Annotated in this window: 23 protein-coding genes; 4 read left to right on the forward strand and 19 right to left on the reverse strand. The window is 56.8% G+C overall.

Annotation, left to right across the window (positions count from 1 at the left end; all coding sequences use genetic code 11):
- Positions 1–22: 22 nt before the first annotated feature.
- Positions 23–724, reverse strand: a complete 702-nt coding sequence (locus C3F35_RS14910; protein ID WP_103792800.1) for a pirin family protein — start codon at positions 722–724, stop codon at positions 23–25.
- Positions 725–828: 104 nt separating this feature from the next.
- Here C3F35_RS14910 and yhaJ point away from each other — a divergent pair, with 104 nt between their 5' ends.
- Positions 829–1,725, forward strand: coding sequence for a DNA-binding transcriptional regulator YhaJ (gene yhaJ, locus C3F35_RS14920; RefSeq protein WP_032614339.1), 897 nt, complete (start codon positions 829–831; stop codon positions 1,723–1,725).
- A 39-nt stretch (positions 1,726–1,764) separates the two neighbouring features.
- Here yhaJ and C3F35_RS14925 read toward each other — a convergent pair whose 3' ends face one another.
- From C3F35_RS14925 to C3F35_RS14975, 11 genes are all read right to left on the reverse strand, one after another.
- Complete coding sequence (locus tag C3F35_RS14925; RefSeq protein ID WP_032614337.1) at positions 1,765–2,130, reverse strand: DUF805 domain-containing protein; 366 nt, start codon at positions 2,128–2,130, stop codon at positions 1,765–1,767.
- 108 nt (positions 2,131–2,238) lie between these two features.
- Positions 2,239–3,225, reverse strand: coding sequence for a glutathione S-transferase family protein (locus C3F35_RS14930; RefSeq protein WP_103792802.1), 987 nt, complete (start codon positions 3,223–3,225; stop codon positions 2,239–2,241).
- A gap of 65 nt (positions 3,226–3,290) precedes the next feature.
- Complete coding sequence (locus tag C3F35_RS14935) at positions 3,291–3,683, reverse strand: DoxX family protein (protein ID WP_032614333.1); 393 nt, start codon at positions 3,681–3,683, stop codon at positions 3,291–3,293.
- Between the two features lie 221 nt (positions 3,684–3,904).
- Complete coding sequence (locus C3F35_RS14940; protein WP_032614331.1) at positions 3,905–4,219, reverse strand: YqjK-like family protein; 315 nt, start codon at positions 4,217–4,219, stop codon at positions 3,905–3,907.
- A complete protein-coding gene (locus C3F35_RS14945; protein ID WP_032614329.1) occupies positions 4,216–4,614 on the reverse strand; it encodes a phage holin family protein in 399 nt (132 codons plus the stop codon). The genes C3F35_RS14940 and C3F35_RS14945 overlap by 4 nt, the downstream gene beginning before the upstream one ends.
- Before the next feature lie 2 nt (positions 4,615–4,616).
- Positions 4,617–4,922 carry a DUF883 family protein gene (locus C3F35_RS14950; protein ID WP_032614327.1) on the reverse strand — a complete coding sequence of 102 codons (306 nt, stop codon included), beginning with the start codon at positions 4,920–4,922 and terminating at the stop codon, positions 4,617–4,619.
- A gap of 28 nt (positions 4,923–4,950) precedes the next feature.
- A complete protein-coding gene (locus C3F35_RS14955; RefSeq protein ID WP_103792803.1) occupies positions 4,951–5,319 on the reverse strand; it encodes a DUF1090 domain-containing protein in 369 nt (122 codons plus the stop codon).
- Positions 5,320–5,474: 155 nt separating this feature from the next.
- On the reverse strand, positions 5,475–5,855 hold the full coding sequence (gene mzrA / locus C3F35_RS14960; protein WP_032614323.1) for an EnvZ/OmpR regulon moderator MzrA: 381 nt from the start codon (positions 5,853–5,855) through the stop codon (positions 5,475–5,477).
- 4 nt (positions 5,856–5,859) lie between these two features.
- Positions 5,860–6,522 carry a DedA family general envelope maintenance protein YqjA gene (yqjA, locus tag C3F35_RS14965; RefSeq protein WP_059307126.1) on the reverse strand — a complete coding sequence of 221 codons (663 nt, stop codon included), beginning with the start codon at positions 6,520–6,522 and terminating at the stop codon, positions 5,860–5,862.
- A gap of 351 nt (positions 6,523–6,873) precedes the next feature.
- Entirely contained in the window at positions 6,874–7,650 is a 777-nt protein-coding gene (gene exuR / locus C3F35_RS14970; RefSeq protein ID WP_032614320.1) for a transcriptional regulator ExuR, read from the reverse strand.
- A 175-nt stretch (positions 7,651–7,825) separates the two neighbouring features.
- On the reverse strand, positions 7,826–9,124 hold the full coding sequence (locus C3F35_RS14975; RefSeq protein ID WP_032614319.1) for an MFS transporter: 1,299 nt from the start codon (positions 9,122–9,124) through the stop codon (positions 7,826–7,828).
- Positions 9,125–9,603: 479 nt separating this feature from the next.
- Between C3F35_RS14975 and uxaC the strand changes: the two genes are divergently transcribed.
- Positions 9,604–11,016: a glucuronate isomerase gene (gene uxaC / locus C3F35_RS14980; protein ID WP_032614318.1), complete on the forward strand. Its 1,413-nt coding sequence runs from the start codon at positions 9,604–9,606 to the stop codon at positions 11,014–11,016.
- A gap of 18 nt (positions 11,017–11,034) precedes the next feature.
- Positions 11,035–12,522 (forward strand): UxaA family hydrolase, encoded by a 1,488-nt coding sequence (locus C3F35_RS14985; RefSeq protein WP_059307128.1) that lies wholly within the window; start codon positions 11,035–11,037, stop codon positions 12,520–12,522.
- 76 nt (positions 12,523–12,598) lie between these two features.
- On the opposite strand, the gene sstT is transcribed toward C3F35_RS14985, so the two are convergent.
- From sstT to C3F35_RS15005, 4 genes are all read right to left on the reverse strand, one after another.
- Positions 12,599–13,840: a serine/threonine transporter SstT gene (sstT, locus tag C3F35_RS14990; RefSeq protein WP_059307129.1), complete on the reverse strand. Its 1,242-nt coding sequence runs from the start codon at positions 13,838–13,840 to the stop codon at positions 12,599–12,601.
- 239 nt (positions 13,841–14,079) lie between these two features.
- Positions 14,080–15,048: a TerC family protein gene (locus C3F35_RS14995; RefSeq protein ID WP_032614312.1), complete on the reverse strand. Its 969-nt coding sequence runs from the start codon at positions 15,046–15,048 to the stop codon at positions 14,080–14,082.
- A 278-nt stretch (positions 15,049–15,326) separates the two neighbouring features.
- Positions 15,327–16,325 carry a Gfo/Idh/MocA family protein gene (locus C3F35_RS15000; RefSeq protein ID WP_077226326.1) on the reverse strand — a complete coding sequence of 333 codons (999 nt, stop codon included), beginning with the start codon at positions 16,323–16,325 and terminating at the stop codon, positions 15,327–15,329.
- Between the two features lie 70 nt (positions 16,326–16,395).
- On the reverse strand, positions 16,396–16,884 hold the full coding sequence (locus C3F35_RS15005; RefSeq protein ID WP_103792804.1) for a YgjP-like metallopeptidase domain-containing protein: 489 nt from the start codon (positions 16,882–16,884) through the stop codon (positions 16,396–16,398).
- A gap of 210 nt (positions 16,885–17,094) precedes the next feature.
- Between C3F35_RS15005 and rlmG the strand changes: the two genes are divergently transcribed.
- Positions 17,095–18,231, forward strand: coding sequence for a 23S rRNA (guanine(1835)-N(2))-methyltransferase RlmG (gene rlmG / locus C3F35_RS15015; RefSeq protein WP_059307131.1), 1,137 nt, complete (start codon positions 17,095–17,097; stop codon positions 18,229–18,231).
- 234 nt (positions 18,232–18,465) lie between these two features.
- Here the strand turns inward: rlmG and C3F35_RS15020 are convergent, their stop codons facing one another.
- The 3 genes from C3F35_RS15020 to lsrR form a co-directional block, all read right to left on the reverse strand.
- Positions 18,466–20,487, reverse strand: coding sequence for an NADPH-dependent 2,4-dienoyl-CoA reductase (locus tag C3F35_RS15020; protein WP_059307132.1), 2,022 nt, complete (start codon positions 20,485–20,487; stop codon positions 18,466–18,468).
- 495 nt (positions 20,488–20,982) lie between these two features.
- Entirely contained in the window at positions 20,983–22,566 is a 1,584-nt protein-coding gene (lsrK, locus tag C3F35_RS15030) for an autoinducer-2 kinase (protein ID WP_103792806.1), read from the reverse strand.
- A 32-nt stretch (positions 22,567–22,598) separates the two neighbouring features.
- Positions 22,599–23,570 (reverse strand): transcriptional regulator LsrR, encoded by a 972-nt coding sequence (gene lsrR / locus C3F35_RS15035; RefSeq protein ID WP_032614299.1) that lies wholly within the window; start codon positions 23,568–23,570, stop codon positions 22,599–22,601.
- Positions 23,571–23,676: the final 106 nt, after the last annotated feature.

Consider the following 23,676-nt stretch of genomic DNA (forward strand, 5'->3'; position numbering starts at 1 on the left):
CCTGACAGAGAGAGGAGACGTTTTACACCGGCAAATCTATCAGCAATGCGCGCAAAGGCGTATCGGCGACCAGCGTGACATTCGCCTCGTCGCGGATAAATGCCCCATCCCCACAGGTCAAGGCTTCCCGCTCTTCGGCTGGCGTCAACGCATGCACCGTACCATGAATGGACTGCAGATAGGCGCGTGGGCCATGCAGCTGAAAACTCAAACGCTCCCCTTTATCCAGCGCGATATGATGCAGCCAAATCTGCTGGCGTAACTGCAAACTCCCTGCGCTGCCGTCTGGGGAGGCCAGCAGTTGCTGCTTACCATCCTGCAGGTCGATCTTCTGCAGCGGTGGATTTTCACGCTCCGGGCAGGCATCCAGCCACAGCTGGATCCGCGTCAGCGTCTTATCTTTGCTGAGATTGTGCTCGCTATAGCTAATGCCTGGCTGGGTGGCTATCAGCAATGCTTCACCGGCTTTCGCCTGGACATGGTTGCCCTCGCTGTCGCGATACTCTGCTTCGCCTTCAAGAATCAGGTTCAGGATATCCACTTTCGGATAGGTACGCGGCTGGAACGAGGCCCCGGGTGCGAGTACCTCCTGATTCAGTACACGCAAAGAGGCATAGCCCAGCAGTTTCGGGTCAAAGTAGTGTCCAAAGGAAAAGGTGTAGCGGGCCTGCAGCCAACCGAAATCGGCTTTTCCGCACTGTTTGGCTGTTCTTGTCGTAATCATAAACTTGACCTCTCTTTACACTAAAACAATGGTAAAGGTATGGACGCTGCATTGTTAGCCAGATATTCTGCCCGGTATGTTCAAATTTCCTGAATGAGAACGCCATGGCTAAAGAGAGAGCATTGACCCTTGAAGCACTGCGGGTGATGGACGCAATCGATCGACGCGGTAGCTTCGCTGCAGCAGCAGATGAACTTGGGCGCGTGCCATCTGCCCTGAGCTACACCATGCAGAAGCTGGAAGAAGAGCTGGATGTGGTGCTGTTTGACCGCTCCGGTCATCGAACAAAATTCACTAACGTAGGGCGAATGCTGCTGGAGCGCGGTCGCGTGCTGCTGGAAGCGGCAGATAAGCTGACCACCGACGCCGAAGCGCTGGCCCGCGGCTGGGAAACGCACCTGACGCTGGTCACCGAGGCGCTGGTGCCCACCACTGCGCTCTATCCGCTGGTGGATCGCCTGGCAGAGAAAGCCAACACTCAGCTGTCGATCATCACCGAGGTGCTCGCCGGGGCGTGGGAACGTCTGGAGCAGGGTCGGGCCGATATCGTGATCGCGCCGGACATGCACTTCCGCTCCTCATCTGAGATCAACTCCCGCAAGCTCTATAAAGTGCTGAATGTGTACGTGGCGGCCCCGGATCATCCGATCCATCAGGAGCCAGAACCCCTGTCGGAAGTGACCCGCGTAAAATATCGCGGCGTGGCGGTGGCAGATACCGCCCGCGAACGTCCGGTGTTAACCGTGCAGTTGCTGGATAAGCAGCCGCGTCTGACCGTCAGTACTCTGGAAGACAAGCGTCAGGCGTTGCTGGCAGGGCTGGGCGTGGCCACCATGCCGTATCCTTTTGTGGAAAAAGATATTGCCGAAGGGCGGCTGCGGGTGGTTAGCCCGGAGTACACCAGTGAAGTGGATATTATTATGGCGTGGCGTCGTGACAGCATGGGTGAAGCCAAATCCTGGTGTCTGCGTGAGATCCAGAAACTGTTCGTTCAGAAGTAATCTTTACGCCCGGCAAGCGCAGCGCCGCCGGGCAATTTCTCACTCGTTTCGCAGCGGATCCGGCCCGAAACGGTTTTCACCGGGGGTTCCGCGCTGGCAGTTGAAGATCAGGATAACCAGCCAGCCGAGCACCGGGATCAGCACCAACAACAGCCACCACGCCGACCTGTCGGTATCATGTAACCGGCGAAACAGCACCGCCCACCCCGGGATCAGCACCAGCAGGCCATACACCGTGGTGAGAATGCCTTCGCCGCCAGCCCGCTCCCAGCCCAGCATTTTGTCGATCAGTCCCAGCACGCAAATCAGAATGAAGTTCACCAGCGTAAACATCCAGAACTCTTTACGGCGGGCGCGACCTTTAAACCCAACATAATTTCGCAGTACTTTGAGATACCAGTCCATTTTACAAGGCCTCAGCAGCAATTAATCACTTGTTTTCTAAGGGATCAAATAAAGCATAGACGGGAATAAAAGAGGGGTAAAGGGCGCCTGAGAAGCGCCCCTGGGGGTTTAGCCGAAACGCGCGTCGCGACCGTGTGGTTCAGTCAGGTCCTGCCACGGGCCAATGGAGATGATGCCCGTCGGGTTGATGGTTTTATGGCTGCGGTAATAGTGGTTACGGATGTGGTCAAAATCGACCGTCTCCGCAATCCCCGGCATCTGATAGATGTCACGCAGGAAACCGTACAGGTTGAGGTAATCGCTGATCCGGTGTTTGTCGCATTTGAAGTGGGTCACGTAAACCGGGTCAAAACGCACCAGGGTGGTCCACAAACGAATATCGGCTTCGGTCAGCTGGTCGCCGGTCAGATAGCGGTGTTGACCGAGGATCTGCTCCAGGCGCTCCAGCGAGGCAAAGACGTTGTTCACGGCTTCGTCGTAAGCTTCCTGGCTGGTGGCAAATCCGGCCTTATAGACGCCATTATTAACGTTGTCGTAGATCCAGCTGTTGAGGTCATCAATTTTTTCGCGCAGCGCTGGCGGATAATAATCGCCGGCCCGGGCGCCGTGAGCATCAAACGCGGTATTGAACATGCGGATGATCTCTGCCGATTCATTGCTGACAATGGTCTGATTTTTTTTGTCCCACAGTACCGGAACGGTGACCCGGCCAGTGTAGTGGGGATCGGTGCGCAGATACAGCTGATAAAGAAAATCATGGTGATAGAGCGAATCGCCGGTGGCTGCCGGGAAATCGTTGCCGAAGGTCCAGCCGTTTTCCAGCATCAACGGATGCACGACTGACACGGGGATCAGTGATTCCAGTCCCTTCAGGGCGCGAACGATCAGCGTACGGTGCGCCCACGGGCAGGCAAGCGAGACATAGAGATGGTAACGGTCTTTCTCTGCTGCAAAGCCGCCTTCGCCACTCGGGCCAGGCGCGCCGTCGGCGGTAAGCCAGTTACGGAAGGCCGAAACGGAACGCTTAAAGCGTCCCCCGGTGGATTTGGTGTCATACCAGGTATCCTGCCAGACGCCGTCTACGAGTTGTCCCATCTTTTCCTCCTTAGATAGCAAAAGCGAGGAGATATCTCCTCGCTTTTTGATTCAGTATAGCGTGCTTACCACTTCTTATTCAGAACGCGGTCGATGCTGTATGCACCCGGCCCGGTGATGGCCAGCAGCAGGTAACCGCCTGCGATGGTCAGGTTTTTCATGAACATCAGAGAGTTCACGCCTTCCGCAAAGTTGCTGTGGAACAGGAACGCGGTCAGCAGGGTGAAGCCTGCGGTAAACAGCGCCGTGGTGCGGGTCAGGAAACCGAACAGAATCGCCAGACCACCGCCAAGCTCAAGCAGAATGGTCAGCGGCAGCAGGAACCCCGGAACGCCCATCGCTTCCATATATTGTTGCGTCCCGGCATAACCACCGATTTTGCCCCAGCCTGCAGTAATAAACAGGATTGGCATCAGGATACGCGCAACCAATACACCAACATCTTCTAATTTTTTCATCTTACTCTCCAGGGAACCACTTGGGCTGTAAATACTCTTTTATGTGCAAAATCGGGCGTATGCCGCGGTCTCGCTGTCGATGGAGAGAATCATAAACGGGGCGAAGGGCGATTGTTAGCAAGGAAAACTGTCAATCTTTATCAAAGATATTGAGCAAGAAGGGGTGGCACAAAAAAGTAAAGCGCCAGAAGGCGCTTTACCGGGTGAGGCAGAGAGTAACGTCAGTGCGCATCGGATTTGCGTAACTGCTGCTGGCTGATGGTCGATTTAACCAGCTTCCAGGCACTCCAGATACCAAAGCCACGGCGCGCCCAGCGGATCAGCCTGTTTGGATGTCGGACTGCCCGCACCGCCAGAATGCTGCTCCCTACCAGTGCCCAGGCACGGAGGCTCAGGAACGTATTCCAGCCACGATCGTAAGCGTGGGTCACCGCCAGCCAGTCACGGCTACTCGCTGACAGATCAATCCGTTGCTGCTGGATTTTGCTCAGCAAAAATGCCTTCTCTCGCTGACGTTCTGATCTGCTTCTGCTCACTTTTTCTCATCCTCCAGCAATGACCGATCGTTGGCCAGTTCCTTACGGGTATGATGGAGCAGGGTGGAGTGGCGCACTTTGCGCATCGTCCAGATGCCACCTATCAGGGCGGCAAGCAGCAGTACCACGGTTGTGCCAATCATCACATTCAGGCGGTACTGCGGATCGACTGCCCAGATAATCAATACCATAAGGCTCATCAGGCCAAAAGCGGCGAAGAGCATGGTCAACCCCAACATCAGTAGCAGCTGGAAGAGGTTTGCTTTCTCTTCTTCCAGTTCAACCACTGCCAGGCGAATACGCGTCTCCGCGATGCCGACGAGAGTGGTTAAAATCCGCTGTCCGATACCGAGGACGTTTTTTGCGGGCCCTTGTGGTTGACGTGAATCTTCCATAATTAACGTCGCGTCAGGAGCATGCCGATGACGACGCCCACCGCAGCACCGATACCTACCCCGGCCCACGGATTTTCACGGACGTACTCATCGGCGCGCGCAGCGGCTTCACGGGTCTGTTTCGCCAGCACATCGCTGGTTTCGCCCAGACGGTAGCGGCTCTCATGCAGGGCCTGCTCCGCTTTATTGCGCAGTTTACTCAGCTCTTCTTTCGACTTACTGCTCGAGGAGCTCAGCACCTCTTCCAGGGTATCCGCCAGGGACTTTAGTTCAGCGCGTAAATGGTCTGACGTAGTATCTTTTGACATGATTCTCTCCTGTTAAGATGTCGTTAAATCAGTAATCGCGAGACTCCAGCGCTTTCAGCTCGTGCTCGGCTTCCTGCAATTTATTCTCACGTTTAGTAATCTTATCTGCATCGCCTTTCTCTTTTGCCTCCGCCAGATCGCGGCGGCGCTCAGCAATCTCCTCTTTCTGATCGGCAATCTTGCGCTGATGATCGGCACGCAGCTTGCTGTCTGAACAGTTAGCTTGAACTTCGCTAAGAGCCTTCTTCAGCCCATTGATTCGATTCTGATTGTTATGCTTTTCAGCGTAGCTGATCTCGCGTTGAATATCCTTTTCCTTCTCCAGACAGAGAGAAGACGCGAACGATGCTGCACTCAAAGAAAAAAGGGCGAGGCCCAGGGCGATGCGGTAATTCATTATGAAAACCTTCCATTGTTTTTCGACATAACCAGCGGGAATGTCGGTTTCCAGAATCGTGCGGAGTACGAGTGGGAGGTGCTCCGCGTACTTAAGCATAGTAAGTAAACGGTGATATCACCAAAGTGAGTGAAAAGATTCAGAATAGTGGAAATTTAGCCTAACAGACGCGAGGTATCACGCAGACGCGTGAGCCAGAGGACTGCCTGATTATTATCATCCTGTTGAGCAATGATATAACCATGCAGGCTGCGGTCGAGTACCTTCTTCGCTGCGGCGCTCTGCACGCTGGAGTCGAAAGTGATCAGCAGCACGTCGTTCTGCGGGGTAATGCTCTTAAACTGAATGCCGTTTGCATCCAAATGATGCCAGATAGAGAAGCCATCGGGCATGGTGGTGCCCTGATTAACGGACCGGATAGCTAACGTCGATTCCTGCTTTTGCAGCGCCGCCCAGGCCAGCAACAAGGCGCTGAACATCATCAGCGCAACGATGGCGTAAGAGAGACGGCGCAGTGACGGGGTTGAATTGTTCATCACCTTAACCCTGACTTCCGTGTTTTTTCTTCCACAACACCACCAGCGAGCCAATCAGGCCGAACACCAGTAGTACCACAGGCAGCAACATCAGGCAGGACATAAGCTGGTCTTCGTATTTCAGGAAGACCGGCGTTTTGCCGAGCAGATAACCAAGAGTCGTCAGGATCAGCACCCACAGCAGGCCACTCATCCAGTTGAAGAACTGAAAACGCGTGCTGCTGAGACCGGAAAGCCCGGCAATGGTTGGCAGCAGGGTACGCACAAAAGCGATAAAGCGGCCGACCAGCAGCGCAGAAAGCCCGTGCTTGTGGAACAGATGATGCGCTCGCTGGTGATAGTGTGCCGGGAGATGGGAAAGCCAGTTTTGCACGATGCGCGTATTGCCAAGCCATCGCCCCTGGATATAGCTCAGCCAGCAGCCGAGGCTGGCAGCAATGGTCAGCAGCAGAACGGTTTGCGGGAATTGCATTGCCCCTTTTGCACAGAGCACGCCCACCAGTACCAGCAGGCTATCGCCAGGCAGGAAAGCGGCAGGCAGCAGACCGTTTTCAAGAAACAGAATCATAAACAGGACAAAATAGAGCATGCCAATCATGGAAGGATTGGCCAGCGTTTCGAAATCCTGAGCCCATAAGGCATTCAGTAGTTGGGTCAAAAGTTCCATTCAGTATTCCTGAAAATCGGTTAACGGCACGCCTGTCAACCGGGTCAAACAGCACGGCGACATTTTTTATAATTTCATTATGGTCGCTCGCGGACACGAGTACGTGGCCAGAACTGTTCCCTGTTAAGTGGCAAAGTAAGCAAGCACTAACTAACAAACTAAACGGCTAAATGCATCTAATTGTAACAAAGCCAGAAGGGATCCGTCACAGTATTTGCATTATTCCAGAATTGATTTTGGCTTAACCCAGGGAGGGGACGCGAGGTCTTTTACAAACGCTGACACTCTAAAGGTTTACTTACCCACCTCAGCGGGAAGGCGCAGCGAAGCGCCTGCTCGTGGAAAAGAAAACTATTTTGCCTGACTGACCGCGGTATCGAGATGAACCACCGGATTTTCGGCAAAAAGATAGCGGTCGGCGTTAAATTCGAAGTCATCACTGGTTTCATTGAACAGCATCTGCTTGGTGTTCTCGAGGTGCTGCCACATCGCCACTTTTGCCGCATGCGGGTCTTTACGGATCAATGCTTTGAGGATCTGGTCGTGATCGTCACACCAGTTATCCACGGTACGGGAATCGATATGATCGTGCAGTTTTTTCCAGTACGGGTTGTGAACGCGCTGAGTCCACATTTTTTCGACGATTGCGGCCAGGGCGCTATTTTGGGTGGCAAGGGCCACCTGGACATGAAACTGTAAATCCCACTCGGAGTCGCGGAAACATTTTTCTTTACGCGCGTTATCCTGGATCTCCATCAGCTTCATGATGTCCTGTTTGGTCACCTGGGTAGCTGCGAACTCTGCGATATTGCTTTCGATAAGCTGACGGGCCTGGAGCAACTCAAAGGGACCATAGTTGGCAAATTCCAGATTCTCGTCCGGCACCGGGGAGTGTTTTGCCTGGCTGGAGATGACATGAATACCCGATCCTTTACGCACTTCAACATAGCCTTCGACTTCCAGCATGATGATGGCTTCACGAACCACGGTGCGGCTTACGCTCTTTTCATCCGCGATAAAACGCTCGGCAGGTAATTTGTCCCCCACCAGATAAACGCCTTGCTCGATGCGAGCTTTCAGCTCAGCAGCCAGCTGCTGATAAAGGCGACGGGGTTCGTTGATTTCCATATGCGCTCCAGGCAGGGTATGGCTAATGATTTGTTATACCACTTTTAGCTGTTTCTCTCCAGATTTGACCCGCAAAAAAGCCGCCCGGAGGCGGCCTTTTCATTGCCGGGCGGACCCGGTCTGTCTGTTTTATCTACCCGTGTCAGCGTCAGCCTCGCCGGGCAAAGACTACAGACTAACTCTGTGTGACCGGCCTTCCAACCGACTCTTGCAGCAACTCATCCGCAGATTTGTTTTTCAGCACCGTCCAGATAAGCACTGCACCCATCAGGTCGAAGACAGCCAGTACTGCGAACAGCGGGCTGAAGCCGATGGTGTCAGCCAGCGCACCTACCACCAGAGCAAAGAGGGTACTGGCGGTCCAGGCAGCCATCCCGGTCAGGCCGTTAGCGGTCGCCACTTCATTACGGCCGAAGACGTCTGAAGAGAGGGTAATCAGCGCACCGGACAGCGACTGGTGAGCAAAACCACCGATACACAGCAGACCGATAGCCACGTATGGGCTGGTGAACAGGCCGATCATCCCTGGGCCAATCATCAGCACGGCACCCATGGTCACCACCATTTTACGGGAGACGATCAGGTTCACGCCAAACCAGCGCTGGAACAGCGGTGGCAGGTAGCCGCCAACGATACAACCCAGGTCAGCAAACAGCATTGGCATCCAGGCGAACATGGCGATCTCTTTCAGGTTAAAGCCGTAGACTTTAAACATGAACAGTGGGATCCAGGCGTTGAAAGTACCCCATGCCGGTTCTGCCAGGAAACGTGGCAGGGCGATACCCCAGAACTGACGGGTACCCAGGATCTGCAGAACAGACATCTTCTTGCCGTTGTTGGTCTGGTGTTGAGACTCCTGGCCGCCAATGATGTAGTCACGTTCTTCATTAGAGAGTTTCTTCTGATCGCGTGGGTGTTTGTAGAAGATCAGCCAGGCCATAGCCCAGGCGAAGCTCAGCACGCCGGAGAGGATAAACGCCAGCTGCCAGCTGTGCATCACGATAGCCCATACTACCAGCGGCGGAGCAATCATCGCACCAATAGAAGAACCCACGTTGAAGTAGCCCACTGCGATAGAACGCTCTTTCGCCGGGAACCACTCGGATGCCGCTTTCAGACCCGCAGGGATCATCGCAGCTTCTGCCGCACCGACTGCGCCACGGGCCAGCGCCAGGCCGCCCCAGCTACCTGCCAGTGCGGTTGCGCCGCAGAAGATAGCCCATGTGACGGCGAAGACCGCGTAGCCAACTTTCGTCCCCAGAATATCCAGCACGTAGCCCGCTACCGGCTGCATGATGGTATAAGCCGCGGAGTAAGCCGCGATAATGTAGGAATATTGTTGCGTGGAGATATGTAGCTCTTCCATCAGCGTCGGCGCAGCCGCCGCTATGGTGTTACGCGTCAGGTAGCCCAGCACGGTGCCAAGCGTCACCAGTGCGATCATGTACCAACGTAACCCTTTAATTTTACGCATGTAAAACCTCATCGTTATGTTATTGCCGCACCGGAGTACGGGCATCTCTACGGCAGGCGTGAGATGTTTATCAACGGGAGGGCGTTACCGGGATTACTCCCGGAACGGCCCGAACCTTGCCATAAGTAAACGTGCATAAGTCGGTATCCTTACCGCTGAGTCCGATGCCTTTGGCACCGGTAACGCAATCCGTCGGCTTATAATTTGCGACGGCGAAACGATAACTTGTCATACAGCTTTAAAAGGTGAGTGACATCACAAAAGTGTCAATATTTGTAAGGTCAATGTTTCCGCTCTGCCAGGCCAGAGCTGGCGCGGTGTTGAGCGACATTTACCACTTTGGACGTATATTATTTGTCGACGTTTATTGATCTAACTCACGAAAAAATTATCGGCCTCTGGAAATTGGTGTGATAACTTTGCAGCATCTGAACATCACTTTTCTGACGCACTCGTAAGCTCGTAAGAGGAAGACGATAATGACCCCGTTTATGACTGAAGATTTCCTGTTAGATACCGAATTTGCCCGCCGCCTGTACCACGATTACGCAAAAGACCAGCCGATTTTCGACTACCACTGCCATCTTCCGCCGCAGCAGGTTGCCGAAAATTACCGCTTCAAAAACCTGTATGACATCTGGCTGAAAGGTGACCACTACAAGTGGCGCGCCATGCGCACGAACGGCGTGGCGGAACGCCTCTGTACTGGCGATGCCTCCGATCGCGAAAAATTCGACGCCTGGGCCGCCACCGTCCCGCACACCATCGGTAACCCGCTGTACCACTGGACCCATCTGGAGCTGCGCCGTCCGTTTGGCATCACTGGCAAGCTGCTCTCTCCGGCAACGGCGGATGAGATCTGGAACGAATGCAATGAACTGCTGGCGCAGGACAAATTCTCTGCCCGCGGCATCATGAAGCAGATGAACGTCAAGATGGTCGGCACCACCGACGATCCTGTTGACTCTCTGGAGCATCACGCTGTTGTCGCCCAGGACAGCTCTTTTGACGTCAAAGTGCTGCCAAGCTGGCGCCCGGATAAAGCGTTCAACATTGAGCTGGCGACCTTTGCCGACTACATGGCGAAGCTGAGTGAAGTCTCCGATACCGAGATCCGCCGTTTCAACGATCTGCAAACCGCGCTGACGAAGCGTCTGGACCACTTTGCGGCGCACGGCTGTAAAGTCTCTGACCATGCCCTGGACGTGGTGCTGTTTGCGGAAGCGAACGAAGCCGAACTGGACAGCATTCTGGCGCGTCGTCTGGCGGGTGAAAGCCTGAACGAACACGAAGTGGCGCAGTTCAAAACTGCGGTACTGGTCTGGCTGGCGGCAGAATATGCCCGTCGCGGCTGGGTGCAGCAGTACCACATCGGCGCGCTGCGCAATAACAACCTGCGCCAGTTCAAACTGCTGGGTGCTGATGTTGGTTTCGACTCCATCAACGACCGTCCACTGGCGGAAGAGCTGTCAAAACTGCTGAGCAAACAGAACGAAGAGAATCTGCTGCCGAAAACCATCCTCTACTGCCTGAACCCACGCGATAACGAAGTGCTGGGCACCATGATCGGCAACTTCCAGGGCGAAGGGATGCCAGGCAAGATGCAGTTTGGTTCCGGCTGGTGGTTCAACGACCAGAAAGATGGCATGGAGCGTCAGATGACGCAGCTGGCGCAGCTCGGTCTGCTGAGCCGCTTTGTGGGGATGCTGACCGACAGCCGTAGCTTCCTGTCTTACACTCGCCATGAATATTTCCGCCGCATTTTATGCCAGATGATTGGCCGCTGGGTCACCGCGGGCGAAGCCCCGGCCGACATCCAGCTGCTGGGCGAAATGGTGAGAAACATCTGCTTTAACAACGCACGCGACTACTTCGCTATTGAACTGAACTAAGGCCTTCTGAGGGTTGATATGCAATACATCAAGATCCATTCGCTGGATAACGTAGCGGTCGCGCTGGCCGACCTGAGCGAAGGGCTGGAAGTGACGTTTGACAACCAGACCGTCACGCTGCGCCAGGACGTTGCGCGCGGGCACAAGTTCGCTCTGCAATCCATTGCCAAAGGGGAGAACGTCGTCAAATACGGTCTGCCTATCGGCCATGCGCTGGCGGATATCGCGGCGGGTGAGTTTATTCATTCTCACAATACGCGCACCAATCTGAGCGATCTGGATGAGTACAGCTATCAACCTGAGTTGCAGGCTGAAGGCAGCCAGGCGGCAGATCGTGATGTCCAGATCTACCGCCGTGCCAGCGGCGAGGTGGGGATCCGCAATGAACTGTGGATCCTGCCGACCGTCGGCTGCGTCAACGGCATTGCCCGTCAGATCCAGAGCCGGTTCCTGAAAGAGACCAATCAGGCAGAGGGCACGGACGGCGTCCACCTGTTCAGCCACACCTATGGCTGCTCCCAGCTGGGGGACGATCACATCAACACCCGCACCATGCTGCAAAACATGGTGCGTCACCCGAACGCCGGAGCGGTGCTGGTGATCGGCCTGGGCTGTGAGAACAACCAGGTCGATGCCTTCCGTGAAACGCTGGGGGACTTCGATCCAGCACGTGTGCACTTCATGGTGTGTCAGCATCAGGACGACGAAGTGGAAGCGGGCCTGGAGCATCTGCACCAGCTGTATGAGGTGATGCGCCACGACCAGCGCGAAGCAGGCAAGCTGAGCGAGCTGAAGTTTGGTCTGGAGTGCGGCGGCTCGGATGGGCTGTCCGGCATTACGGCTAACCCGATGCTGGGTCAGTTCTCCGATTACGTCATCAGCAACGGCGGCACTACCGTGCTGACCGAAGTGCCGGAGATGTTTGGTGCAGAGCGCATTCTGATGAGCCACTGCCGCGACGAAGCGACCTTTGAAAAGACCGTCACCATGGTGAACGACTTCAAACAGTACTTTATCGCGCACAACCAGCCGATTTACGAAAACCCATCGCCGGGTAACAAAGCGGGCGGGATCACCACCCTCGAAGAGAAATCCCTCGGTTGCACCCAGAAAGCGGGCGCCAGCCAGGTGGTGGACGTGCTGCGTTACGGCGAGCGGCTGCAAACCCACGGTCTGAACCTGTTAAGCGCCCCGGGCAACGATGCTGTCGCCACCAGCGCCCTGGCGGGTGCGGGCTGTCATATGGTGCTGTTCAGCACCGGTCGCGGCACACCGTACGGCGGCTTTGTGCCGACGGTGAAAATCGCCACCAACAGCGAGCTGGCTGCGAAGAAAAAGCACTGGATCGATTTTGACGCGGGTCAGCTGATCCATGGCAAAGCCATGCCGCAGCTGTTAACGGAGTTTGTGGATGTGATTGTTGATATCGCTAACGGCAAACAGACCTGCAACGAGAAAAACGACTTCCGCGAGCTGGCGATCTTTAAGAGTGGTGTAACGCTGTAAGTGTGTTTGCCGGGCGGCACTGCGTTTGCCTGGCTTACGATAGTAAAAGGCCCGGTCACTGACCGGGCCTTTTTTATTAGCTGCGCAGCGCGTTTTTCGCCAGACGCGCGTCTTCGGCCTGACAGGCTGCTGCGGTAAACAGCACGTCAGTCGAGGAGTTCAGCGCCGTTTCGCAGGAGTCCTGCAGCACACCAATGATAAAGCCTACCGCCACCACCTGCATGGCCACCTCATTCGGGATACCGAACATATTACAGGCCAGCGGGATCAGCAGCAGCGAACCGCCCGCCACACCTGATGCGCCACAGGCGCACAGCGATGCCACGACGCTCAACAGCAGCGCAGTAAGCAGATCCACAGGGATACCCAGGGTATGCACCGCCGCTAAAGTCAGCACGGTGATGGTGATCGCCGCACCTGCCATATTGACGGTCGCACCCAGCGGAATGGAGACGGAGTAAGTATCACGATCCAGGTTCAGCTTCTCGGCCAGCGCCATGTTCACCGGAATGTTTGCCGCAGAGCTGCGGGTGAAGAAGGCGTACACGCCGCTCTCACGCAGGCAGGTCAGCACCAGCGGATACGGGTTGCGGCGGATCTGCCAGAACACCAGCAGCGGGTTGATCACCAGCGCCACCAGCAGCATACAGCCGACAAGCACAACCAGCAGTTGCGCGTAGCCCCACAGCGCGTCAAAACCGGTCGTCGCCAGGGTGGAGGAGACCAGGCCGAAGATCCCGATGGGCGCAAAGCGGATCACCAGTTTCACCATAAAGGTCACCGCGTTGGACATATCGTTCACCAGGTTTTTGGTGGTCTCGTTACCGTGGCGAAGCGCGAAGCCCAGACCAATCGCCCATACCAGGATGCCGATGTAGTTTCCGTTCATCAGTGCCGTGATGGGGTTGGATACCATGCTCATCAACAGGCCGCGCAGCACTTCCACAATGCCGGACGGTGGTGTGATATCACCGGCCGCGCTGGTCAGATGCAGCGTGGATGGGAACAGGAAGCTGAATACCACCGCCGTCAGCGCGGCAGAGAAGGTGCCCAGAAGATACAGGAAGAGAATAGGGCGAATGTTAGTTTTTTGTCCGTGTTGGTGGTTGGCAATCGACGCCATCACCAACATCAGCACCAGTACCGGCGCGACGGCTTTCAGTGCGCCAACGAACAGGGTGCCGAGCAGCCCCGTGGCTTCAGCAGCAGGTTTTGACACCATAGCCAGCAGAATACCCAGTACCAACCCGACCAGAATTTGTTTAACGAGGCTGCCTTGCGCCAGGCGCGCGAACAGACCGCTTGATTGTGTGCTCATACGTTATTCCTGAGTGAAATTGCGTTCCATCCTGGATGTGCTCTTAGTCACATTTATGTCCGGATGTAAGTATTTGTTTGCCTGGTTGAGTATCAGGGAAAGCAGCGCAAGGCGGAAGAGTAAAATGCTGGATTTTACGTGTCACATCATATTTTTTAACTACTGCGTTACAAAAGTGTGTTCGCCCTCTCCCTGTGGGAGAGGGCCGGGGTGAGGGCATCAGACCGCACCAAACCCCTTTACTGCATCTGCTGCTTCTTATCGTTCCGGTGGTTAACCCAGGCGTTGATAATCAGGGTCAGGACCAGGATGCCAAACACCACGCCCAGAGAGATGGCGATCGGGATATGGTAGAAATCGACAATCATCATCTTGATACCGATAAATACCAGGATCACCGACAGGCCGTACTTCAGCATGGTGAAGCGCTCCGCTACACCCGCCAGCAGGAAGTACATGGCACGCAGGCCGAGGATGGCAAACAGGTTCGACGTCAGCACGATGAACGGGTCAGTGGTCACCGCAAAGATCGCCGGGATGCTATCGACCGCGAAAATCACGTCGCTCAGCTCAACCATGATCAGCACCAGCAGCAGCGGCGTTGCGAAGAGCAGCCCGTTCTTACGCACAAAGAAGTGCTCGCTCTCGATGGTGTCGGTCATGCGCAGATGACTGCGGATCCAGCGCACCAGCGGCTTCTCGCCAATACCGGTTTCGTCTTCCTTCGCCAGCGCCATCTTCACACCGGTAAACAGCAGGAAGGCGCCGAAGATATAGAGCAGCCATTCGAACTGCGAAATCAGCCAGCTACCTGCGAAGATCATGATGGTACGCAGCACGATCGCGCCCAACACGCCATACACCAGCACCCGACGCTGCAAGGCAGCCGGTACGGCAAAGTAGCTAAACAGCATCAGCCAGACGAAGACGTTATCCACCGCGAGGGCTTTTTCAATCAGATAGCCCGTGAGGAAGGCCAGCGCCTGCGGATCGGCCACCGCGCGACCCTGGGTGACAGAGAGATACCACCAGAAGGCAGCACAGAACAGCAAGGAGAGGGAGACCCACACCAACGACCAGGCGGCCGCCTGTTTCATGGTCATGCCATGTGCGCCACGACGCCCCTGTAAAAAGAGATCGATCGCCAGCATGATCACGACCACGACTGCGAATCCGCCCCACATCAGCGGAGTACCGACAGTATTCATACAATTTTCCTTACGCGTAAAAAACAAAAACGGCTAGGGTCAGAAGACGATAGCCGTTGCGTTTTTTATGCATAGACCTCGCCTTCCGGCAAGGTCTCACTTACAACAAGAAAGGAATACGTTAATCGCATTCCTTTTTCGTTGCCCGGCGACCGGATGCGGTATTAAACGCATCGTAATGACGATCCACCGGCAAGGAAGTTACTCCCCTTTGCAAGTAACAAAATATGTCAGGCCATTGATTTCGTCAATGGCCTGCACGGATTCATTACACAGCTTTACGCGGTAACTTCTGCGTTCAGGCCATCCGCCGGGAATACCACCCCCGTCTGACGACGGATCTCGGTCTGCAGCTTCGCCGTGGTACGGCTCACCGCAAGGCCTGGATGGTTCACTTCCTGGGTTTCAACCAGACGCGCGAACACCTCTGCCTCATACAGCATAGTGTTGATATGTTGAGGCTGCGTCAGCTCCTGGGCTTTACCGCCGCGCGGCACGTAGCTCAGCTTCTGGCACTCGGAGATTTTCTCGATCACCAGCGAGCCGTTCTCGCCCTGGATTTCACTCGGCAGCACCGAATCGCTCACCTTGGAGTGCTGCAGCGTGACGCTGAAATCCCCGTAGTCCAGCACCACCAGACCGTGGGCATCCACGCCGCTCTCCAGCAGGCTGGCAGTAGCCTGAACCCGGTGCGGCTCGCCCCACAGCGCGACCGCCGAGGCCAGGCAGTAGAAGCCGATGTCCATAATCGAGCCATTAGAGAAGGCCGGATTAAAGGTGTTCGGATTCTCGCCGTCGAGATAACGCTGATAGCGTGACGAATACTGGCAGTAGTTGATAAAGGCTTTGCGCATGCGGCCCAGTTTGGGCAGCGACTGTTGCAGCAGCAGGAAATTGGGCAGGCTGGCGGTTTTGAAAGCTTCGAACAGCACCACCTGATTTTCCCGCGCCAGCTGAATGGCGGCTTCCACCTCATCGATATTCGAGGCCAGCGGTTTCTCGCAAATCACATGTTTTTTGTGGCTGAGGAACAGCGTCGTCTGCGGGAAATGCAGTGAATTTGGGCTGGCAATATAGACCGCGTCGATGGCATCGCTTTGCGCCATCGCCTCCAGAGAGGTAAACAGATGCTCGACGAGATAGTCGTTAGCAAAGGCCTGCGCCTGTTCAAGGCTGCGGGAATAGACTGCGGTAAGTTTATATTTGCCGGTCTCATGGGCGGCATCGACGAACTGACGCGTGATCCAGTTCGTCCCAATGACTGCGAAACGTATCATAAACGTTCACGAACTCCGTTGCTGGGAACCTGTTGCCACTGTAGCACGTGATAATGACAAAACTTGTGCGCTATAGCGATAAATGCGTCAGCCACAGGCGAGTATCAAACTCCAGCTGGTGGTATTGCGGCTCCATATGACAGCACAGGGAGTAGAACGCCTTGTCATGTTCTTTCTCTTTCAGGTGCGCCAGCTCGTGAACCACAATCATGCGCAAAAAGGCTTCCGGCGCGTTGCGGAACACCGTCGCCACGCGGATCTCGGCTTTGGCTTTCAATTTGCCGCCCTGCACGCGGGAGATGGCGGTATGCAGACCCAGCGCGTTTTTCAGCACGTGGATTTTGTTGTCGTACATCACCTTGTTGATCGGGGGCGCGCTCTTCAGATATCGGTTTTTCAGATCCTGCGTATACTGCCAGAGGGCTTTATCGGTCGCGAAATCGTGGGTCCCCGGATAGCGTTTTTCCAGCACCGCCCCCAGTTTTTGCTCGGCAATCAAGGTGCGGGCCTGGGAAAGCAGATGCTCCGGGTAGCCCTGGAGATAAGTCAGCTGGTTCATTAACGCCCCAAAATAATGTGAAAACAGGTATGCCCGTCATCCTTCACATTGCCTCTGTGTTGGCTGCGTCTGCTCACCCCTTTCACTGACTTGTGTCAGCGCCCGGGGATCCTCAGACTTGCTGCTTTAATGCAACGTGAATGATTTTGGGTATATACTCTCGCACCCTTTTCAGGGATAACGCCGAAATTTTACCATTCAGGAGGGCCGATGAGCCACTTAGACAACGGTTTCCGTTCACTCGACTTAAAACGTTTCCCGGAAACGGACGACGTTAACCCGCTTCAGGCGTGGGAAGCGGCGGATGAATATCTGCTGCAACAGTTGGATGACACTGAAATCAGCGGCCCGGTTCTGATCCTGAATGATGCTTTTGGCGCATTGGGTTGTGCGCTGGCCGAACATACGCCCTACAGCATCGGTGACTCCTATTTGAGCGAGCTGGCAACGCGCGAGAATTTACGTCACAACGATATCGCTGAATCCAGCGTTAAGTTCCTCGACAGCACCGCGGAATACCCGCAGGCGCCGGGCGTCGTGCTGATTAAGATCCCAAAAACCATGGCGCTGCTGGAGCAGCAACTGCGTGCGCTGCGTAAGGTAGTAACGCCAGAGACGCGCATTATTGCCGGTGCCAAAGCGCGCGATATCCACACCTCGACGATTGCGCTGTTCGAGAAAGTGCTGGGGCCAACCACCACCACCCTGGCGTGGAAAAAAGCGCGCCTGATCAACTGTACGTTTAGTTCTCCACAGCTGGCTGACGCGCCGGAAACCCTGAGCTGGAAGCTGGAAGGCACCGACTGGACTATCCACAACCACGCGAACGTCTTCTCTCGCACCGGGCTGGACATCGGGGCACGTTTCTTCATTGAACATCTGCCGGAAAACCTGGAAGGGGAGATCGTCGATCTCGGCTGCGGTAACGGGGTGATCGGTCTGACATTGCTGGCGAAGAACCCGGAGGCCAGCGTGGTCTTTAGCGATGAATCGCCGATGGCGGTGGCATCCAGCCGCCTGAACGTAGAAACGAACATGCCAGAGGCGCTGGATCGCTGCGAGTTTATGATCAACAACGCGCTCTCCGGCGTGGAGCCATTCCGCTTCAACGCCGTGTTCTGTAACCCGCCGTTCCACCAGAAACACGCCCTGACGGATAACGTTGCCTGGGAGATGTTCCACCACGCGCGCCGCTGCCTGAAGATCAACGGCGAGCTGTACATTGTGGCCAACCGCCACCTGGACTATTTCCACAAGCTGAAGAAGATTTTCGGCAACTGCACCACCGTGGCGACGAACAGTAAGTTCGTGGTGCTGAAAGCGGTGAAGCTGGGGCGTCGTCGGTAAGATTGTTTTTACCCTTCATCCTTCACCCTTTACCCCTCACCCTAACCCTCTCCCCAGAGGGGAGAGGGGACTGATCGGTGCGGCCTTTTCCTGGGGAGAGGAAACCGTTCGGTGTGGCCTTTTTCCTGGGAGAGGAAACCGTTCGGTGCCGCCTTTTTCCTGGGCGGGGAAACGGCTCGGGGCTATCTTTTCCCCCTCGCCCCTTTGGGGAGAGGGCCGGGGTGAGGGGAAAAATCAAATTTCAAGAGCCAGCGTCGTCCCCTGGGCAATCGCCCGCCTTGCATCCAGCTCCATCGCCACATCACACCCGCCAATCAGATGCACCGCCTTGCCCGCCTCGCGCAGCGGCTCAGCCAGATCGCGCTTCGGCTCCTGCCCGGCACACAGAATGACATGATCCACCGCCAGCAGCTGCGGTTCACCGCCGATCAGCACATGCAGCCCCTCGTCGTCGATCTTCTGATAACTCACGCCCGGGATCATCTTCACGCCGCGCGCGAGCAGGGTAGCGCGGTGGATCCAGCCGGTGGTTTTCCCCAGACCTTCGCCCGGTTTGCTGGCTTTGCGTTGCAGCATCACTATCTGGCGGGGGCTTTTCGGCAGTTGCGGCCCTTCTGGCCGTAAACCGCCCACCTGATTCAGGCTGGTGTCGATACCCCACTCCTCGCAGAATTCCGCAATGTTCTGGCTGGTTGGCTCGCCCGACTGGCTCAGATACATGGCGGTATCAAACCCAATGCCGCCGCAGCCGATAATCGCCACCTTATCACCCACCGGCGTTTTATCGCGCAGCACGTCGAGATAGCTCAGCACCTTAGGATGATCGATGCCGTCGATCGCCGGGGTACGCGGGGCGATCCCGGAGGCGAGGATCACCTCATCGAACTCCATCAGATCCGATGCTTTCACAAAATGGTTCAGCCGCAGATCCACGCCCGTCAGGTCGATCATCCGGCGGTAGTAGCGCAGGGTTTCGTAGAACTCCTCTTTGCCGGGGATCTGTTTGGCGATATTAAATTGCCCACCGATCTCAGCCAGGGCATCAAAGAGCGTCACGCTGTGCCCGCGGGCGGCGGCATTCACCGCAAACGCCAGCCCGGCGGGGCCAGCGCCCACCACGGCGAGCCGTTTTTGGGTGACGGCAGGCGTGACGGGCATTTTGGTTTCATGGCAGGCGCGCGGGTTGACGAGGCAAGAGGTGACTTTGCCCACGAAGATCTGATCCAGACAGGCCTGGTTGCAGCCTATACAGGTGTTGATCTCATCCGCGCGACCGCTTTGCGCTTTGGAGAGGATCTCCGCATCGGCGAGGAATGGCCGCGCCATCGACACCATATCGGCATCGCCCTTCGCCAGCAGATCGTCTGCCACCTGCGGATCGTTAATGCGGTTGGTGGTCACCAGCGGGATCGATACCTTGCCTTTCAGCCTGCGCGTCACCCAGCTGAATGCTGCCCGTGGCACCGGTGTGGCGATGGTCGGGATCCGCGCCTCGTGCCAGCCGATCCCGGTGTTAATAATGGTTGCGCCTGCGGCTTCAATGGCCTGCGCCAGCTGGACGGTCTCCTCGAAGGTGCCGCCGCCTTCCACCAGGTCGAGCATCGACAGACGATAGACAATAATAAAATCGCTGCCGACGCGTTCACGCACCGCGCGCACCACTTCTACCGCAAAGCGCATCCGGCGGGCATAGTCGCCGCCCCATTCGTCCTCGCGCTGGTTAGTGCGCGCGGCGAGAAATTCGTTAATCAGATAGCCTTCGGAACCCATCACCTCTACGCCGTCGTAACCGGCTTCACGCGCCAGCGCAGCGCAGCGGGCAAAGTCATCAATCAGGGCGAGGATTTCATCATGGGTGAGGGCGTGGGGCGTAAAGCGGTTGATCGGGGCCTGGATCGCCGACGGCGCCACCAGGTTTGGCTGATAGCTGTAGCGTCCGGTATGCAGAATTTGCAGGGCGATTTTGCCGCCCTCGTTGTGTACCGCGTCAGTCACGATCCGGTGGTGCGGCAGCTGTGCCACATCGTTCAGCATCGCGCCGCCCTCCATCGTCACACCGGAGGAGGCAGGCGCGACGCCGCCAGTGACGATCAGCGCTACGCCGTGGCGCGCGCGTTCGGCATAAAACGCTGCCAGGCGCTCAGGGCCGTCCGGGCGCTCCTCCAGCCCGGTATGCATCGAGCCCATCAGCACGCGATTTTTGAGCGTGGTAAACCCCAGATCGAGGGGGGCGAATAGCGACGGGTAGCGGCTCATAGTCTCTTCCAGTGTTAATTTATTGTTATGTGGTCGGATGAGTTACTAATTTAGCCAGCAGCAGCAGAAAGGTAAAAGCGGGATCGAATGATTGTGATAGATCTCAAAGAACTTTGCCCCTCACCCCGGCCCTCTCCCCAAAGGGGCGAGGGGGAAAAGACCGCACCGAGCAGTTCCCTCACCTCAAAGGGGCGAGGGGGAAAAGACCGCATCGAGCAGTTCCCTCTCCCTCATGGGGCGAGGGATAAAAGACCGCAGGGGACAGTTCCCTCTCCCCTATGGGGAGAGGGTTAGGGTGAGGGGGAAAGACCGCCCCAGGCAGCTCCCTCTCCCTAATGAGGCGAGTGGGAAAAACCGCAGGGGACAGTTCCCTCTCCCCTATGGGGAGAGGGTTAGGGTGAGGGGAAAAGACCGCACCGAGCACCTCCCTCTCCCTAAAGAGGCGAGGAGGAAAAGGCCGCAGGGGACAGTTCCCTCTCCCCTGTGGGGAGAGGGTTAGGGTGAGGGGGATGCCCGCACCAGCCCCGGTGCCTGCCACATCGATGTCGTCAGCCCGCTGTCCACCAGCCCGAGCTGGTCGGCATACACCGCCTGCCATTTCTGCATCATGCCGTCGTACAGCTCCCGGTGTGCCGGGTTCGGGGTGAACTCCCGGCTCCACTTCACCAGCTTCTCGCCCGTCGCGGCCATGTCGGCATACAGCCCGGCACCGGTTCCGGCGGCAATGGCGCATCCCAGCGCGGTGGCTTCTTTCACCTCGGGCACCCGCACCGGCAGGCCGGTGACGTCGCTTAAAATCTGGCTCCACAGCGCCCCTTTCGCGCCGCCGCCAGCAAACACCAGGCTGTCAAAATTGACGCCGGAAAACTGCGAGATCTGCGCCAGATTGCACGCCGAGACGATGGCCGCATTCTCTTCCAGGGCGCGAAACAGGGTGGCTTTATTGCACTTTTCCGGGTCGATGGAGAGGTTAATAAACGACGGTGCGGCGTGATACCACTGCTTAAAGTGCATCGCGTCAGAGAAGATCGGCATAACGCCGTGGGAGCCTGCCGGAACGCGGCTGGCCATCTCTTCCATCAGCGCATAGGTATCCATCCCCATCCGCTCGGCGATCAATTTCTCTTCGGCGCAAAAGGCGTCGCGGAACCAGCGCATCGTTAATCCCGTGAAGAAGCTGATCGACTCCGCCTGAGCCATGCCAGGGATAACGTGCGGGTTCACGCGGATGTTCATCTGCGGATCGGTACGCACCTGCGGCAGGTTGACGACCTGCTGCCAGAAGGTCCCGCCCAGCACTGCGGTTTGTCCAGCGCGGACCACCCCCAGTCCGAGGCAACCGAGTTGCACATCGCCGCCACCCATCACGACGGGCGTGCCTTCGCGCAGGCCGCTCTGCTGGGCGGCCGCTTTGGTGATGGCCCCCAGCACAGTACCGGTCTCTTTAACAGGGGAGAGGATGTCAGCCCGCAGCCCGGCCATATCCAGCAGTGCCGGACGCCAGTCGCGGCTGAAGAGATCCAGCATACCGGTGGTGCCAGCATTAGAAGGATCGACGGCCAGCTCGCCCGACAGTTTCGCCGCCAGCCAGTCGCTGATCATGGTGATGGTTGCCGCTTTGCGGTAGATATCCGGGCGATGGTGCGCCAGCCACAGCAGGCGCGGCATGGCGCTCAGGGCCAGGGTCTGGCCGGACACGTCATACACTTCAGATTCAAAACGGAAGTCGTGGATCTCTTTCAGCTCGGCCACTTCACGGCTGGCGCGGGCATCAACGTTGGCGCAGGCCCAGATCGCCTCGCCGTTGCGGTCATACAGGACGATGCCTTCGCGCATTGAGCAGCAGGCGACAGACTGAATATCCGCCGCGCTCAGGTGCGCCCGATCGAGCGCTTGGTGAATGCACTGGCAGGCCAGCCGCCAGTTGGTATCGAGGTCAAACTCCATCGAGCCGGGGACGTTCTCCACGCTCAGGTGTTTCCACTCTGCCTGGCCGACGGCAATCTGGTTGCCGGATAAGTCGAAAATCACGGCGCGAACGCTGCCTGTCCCTGCATCTAACGCTAAAAGGTAACTCATGAGCTTGCCTCGTGTCAGGCGCAGGGCGGCTCTTATTTCGCCAGAGCCAGCACCGCGCGGGCTGTCGTCTCTTCCGTCACCAGGCCATTGATACGGCGACCGTTCAGTGCGGCATAAATCGCATCGGCTTTCTCTTCTCCTCCGGCGACGCCGACAATGACGGGCAGTTGTGCCAGTTCATCGAGGGTGACGCCCAGTAATTCCCGGTGGATCTCCAGCTCATCAATCCGCTCGCCGTCGGCATTCAGGAAATAACCCAGAATGTCCCCCACCGCCCCTTTACGGGCAAACATCAGCTGTTCCCCTTCGCTGATATAGCCGGATCGCAGTATGGTGGCGTCCCGGCGCTGGTTCACCGCGCCAATCCCGACCACGGCCACGTCGGCGGCGGTGGCGGCGAGGATCACATCCCGCACGCTGGTTTCCCGCTTTAAAATGCCAGCCACTTCCGGGGATGACACCCGCAGCGGGGCGGGGATCATGCTGATACTGCAGGCGGCATCCAGCTGGCCAATACCGGTCATGTAAGGCCCGACGCCGCCGGAAAGCGTTACCAGCCGCACCTGCTGAGAGCTGATAAAACCGCTTAAGTGCTGAATGCAGCTCATGGTGGTTTCACCAAATCCCACCGCCAGCAACTGACCGGGTTCCAGTACGCCCATTAACGACTGCGCGGCGCCAATGCCTAAGCGCACGCTCATCGGCGGGGTGTTCAGGGCTGGCAGCACGCGGGCAAGCCGCAGGCCGAAGCGCTGCTGAAGCTCGGTCTCCAGCGCCAGACAGCCTTCATAGCGGGAGTTGATCTGCACGCGGATCACCCCGGACTGTCGGCCCTTTTCCAGCAGCCGCGAAATCTTGAGCCGCGGTAATCCCAGCCGTTCGCCGATATCGTTCTGCGTCAGGCCGTCGTGGTAGTAGCACCACGCCACGCGCGCGACCAGTTCCTCTTCCGTCAGTGCCAGTCCGGCAAATCGTCCCTCTTCGGCAACGCGTTTCTCGCCCATATTTGAACTCTTATCAAAATTTAGATCATATGTTCGCCTCGCCGCAGGTTGAATCTGTGAGCCACGCGGCAAAACGGATATTCAGGAATGTTTCAGCATTATCGGG

This window comes from Leclercia sp. LSNIH3 (assembly GCF_002935105.1).
GTDB lineage: Bacteria > Pseudomonadota > Gammaproteobacteria > Enterobacterales > Enterobacteriaceae > Enterobacter > Enterobacter adecarboxylatus.

Coding starts and splice junctions, on each gene's coding strand:
- rlmG (WP_059307131.1), top strand. CDS start 17,095: ATGAGCCACTTAGACAACGGTTTCCGTTCACTCGACTTAAAACGTTTC.
- C3F35_RS15005 (WP_103792804.1), bottom strand. CDS start 16,884: ATGAACCAGCTGACTTATCTCCAGGGCTACCCGGAGCATCTGCTTTCC.
- C3F35_RS14925 (WP_032614337.1), bottom strand. CDS start 2,130: ATGGACTGGTATCTCAAAGTACTGCGAAATTATGTTGGGTTTAAAGGT.
- C3F35_RS14985 (WP_059307128.1), top strand. CDS start 11,035: ATGCAATACATCAAGATCCATTCGCTGGATAACGTAGCGGTCGCGCTG.
- C3F35_RS15020 (WP_059307132.1), bottom strand. CDS start 20,487: ATGAGCCGCTACCCGTCGCTATTCGCCCCCCTCGATCTGGGGTTTACC.
- C3F35_RS14910 (WP_103792800.1), bottom strand. CDS start 724: ATGATTACGACAAGAACAGCCAAACAGTGCGGAAAAGCCGATTTCGGT.
- uxaC (WP_032614318.1), top strand. CDS start 9,604: ATGACCCCGTTTATGACTGAAGATTTCCTGTTAGATACCGAATTTGCC.
- C3F35_RS14975 (WP_032614319.1), bottom strand. CDS start 9,124: ATGCGTAAAATTAAAGGGTTACGTTGGTACATGATCGCACTGGTGACG.
- C3F35_RS14945 (WP_032614329.1), bottom strand. CDS start 4,614: ATGGAAGATTCACGTCAACCACAAGGGCCCGCAAAAAACGTCCTCGGT.
- exuR (WP_032614320.1), bottom strand. CDS start 7,650: ATGGAAATCAACGAACCCCGTCGCCTTTATCAGCAGCTGGCTGCTGAG.
- C3F35_RS14930 (WP_103792802.1), bottom strand. CDS start 3,225: ATGGGACAACTCGTAGACGGCGTCTGGCAGGATACCTGGTATGACACC.
- sstT (WP_059307129.1), bottom strand. CDS start 13,840: ATGAGCACACAATCAAGCGGTCTGTTCGCGCGCCTGGCGCAAGGCAGC.
- C3F35_RS14995 (WP_032614312.1), bottom strand. CDS start 15,048: ATGAATACTGTCGGTACTCCGCTGATGTGGGGCGGATTCGCAGTCGTG.
- C3F35_RS15000 (WP_077226326.1), bottom strand. CDS start 16,325: ATGATACGTTTCGCAGTCATTGGGACGAACTGGATCACGCGTCAGTTC.
- lsrK (WP_103792806.1), bottom strand. CDS start 22,566: ATGAGTTACCTTTTAGCGTTAGATGCAGGGACAGGCAGCGTTCGCGCC.
- yqjA (WP_059307126.1), bottom strand. CDS start 6,522: ATGGAACTTTTGACCCAACTACTGAATGCCTTATGGGCTCAGGATTTC.
- mzrA (WP_032614323.1), bottom strand. CDS start 5,855: ATGAACAATTCAACCCCGTCACTGCGCCGTCTCTCTTACGCCATCGTT.
- C3F35_RS14950 (WP_032614327.1), bottom strand. CDS start 4,922: ATGTCAAAAGATACTACGTCAGACCATTTACGCGCTGAACTAAAGTCC.
- C3F35_RS14955 (WP_103792803.1), bottom strand. CDS start 5,319: ATGAATTACCGCATCGCCCTGGGCCTCGCCCTTTTTTCTTTGAGTGCA.
- yhaJ (WP_032614339.1), top strand. CDS start 829: ATGGCTAAAGAGAGAGCATTGACCCTTGAAGCACTGCGGGTGATGGAC.
- C3F35_RS14935 (WP_032614333.1), bottom strand. CDS start 3,683: ATGAAAAAATTAGAAGATGTTGGTGTATTGGTTGCGCGTATCCTGATG.
- lsrR (WP_032614299.1), bottom strand. CDS start 23,570: ATGGGCGAGAAACGCGTTGCCGAAGAGGGACGATTTGCCGGACTGGCA.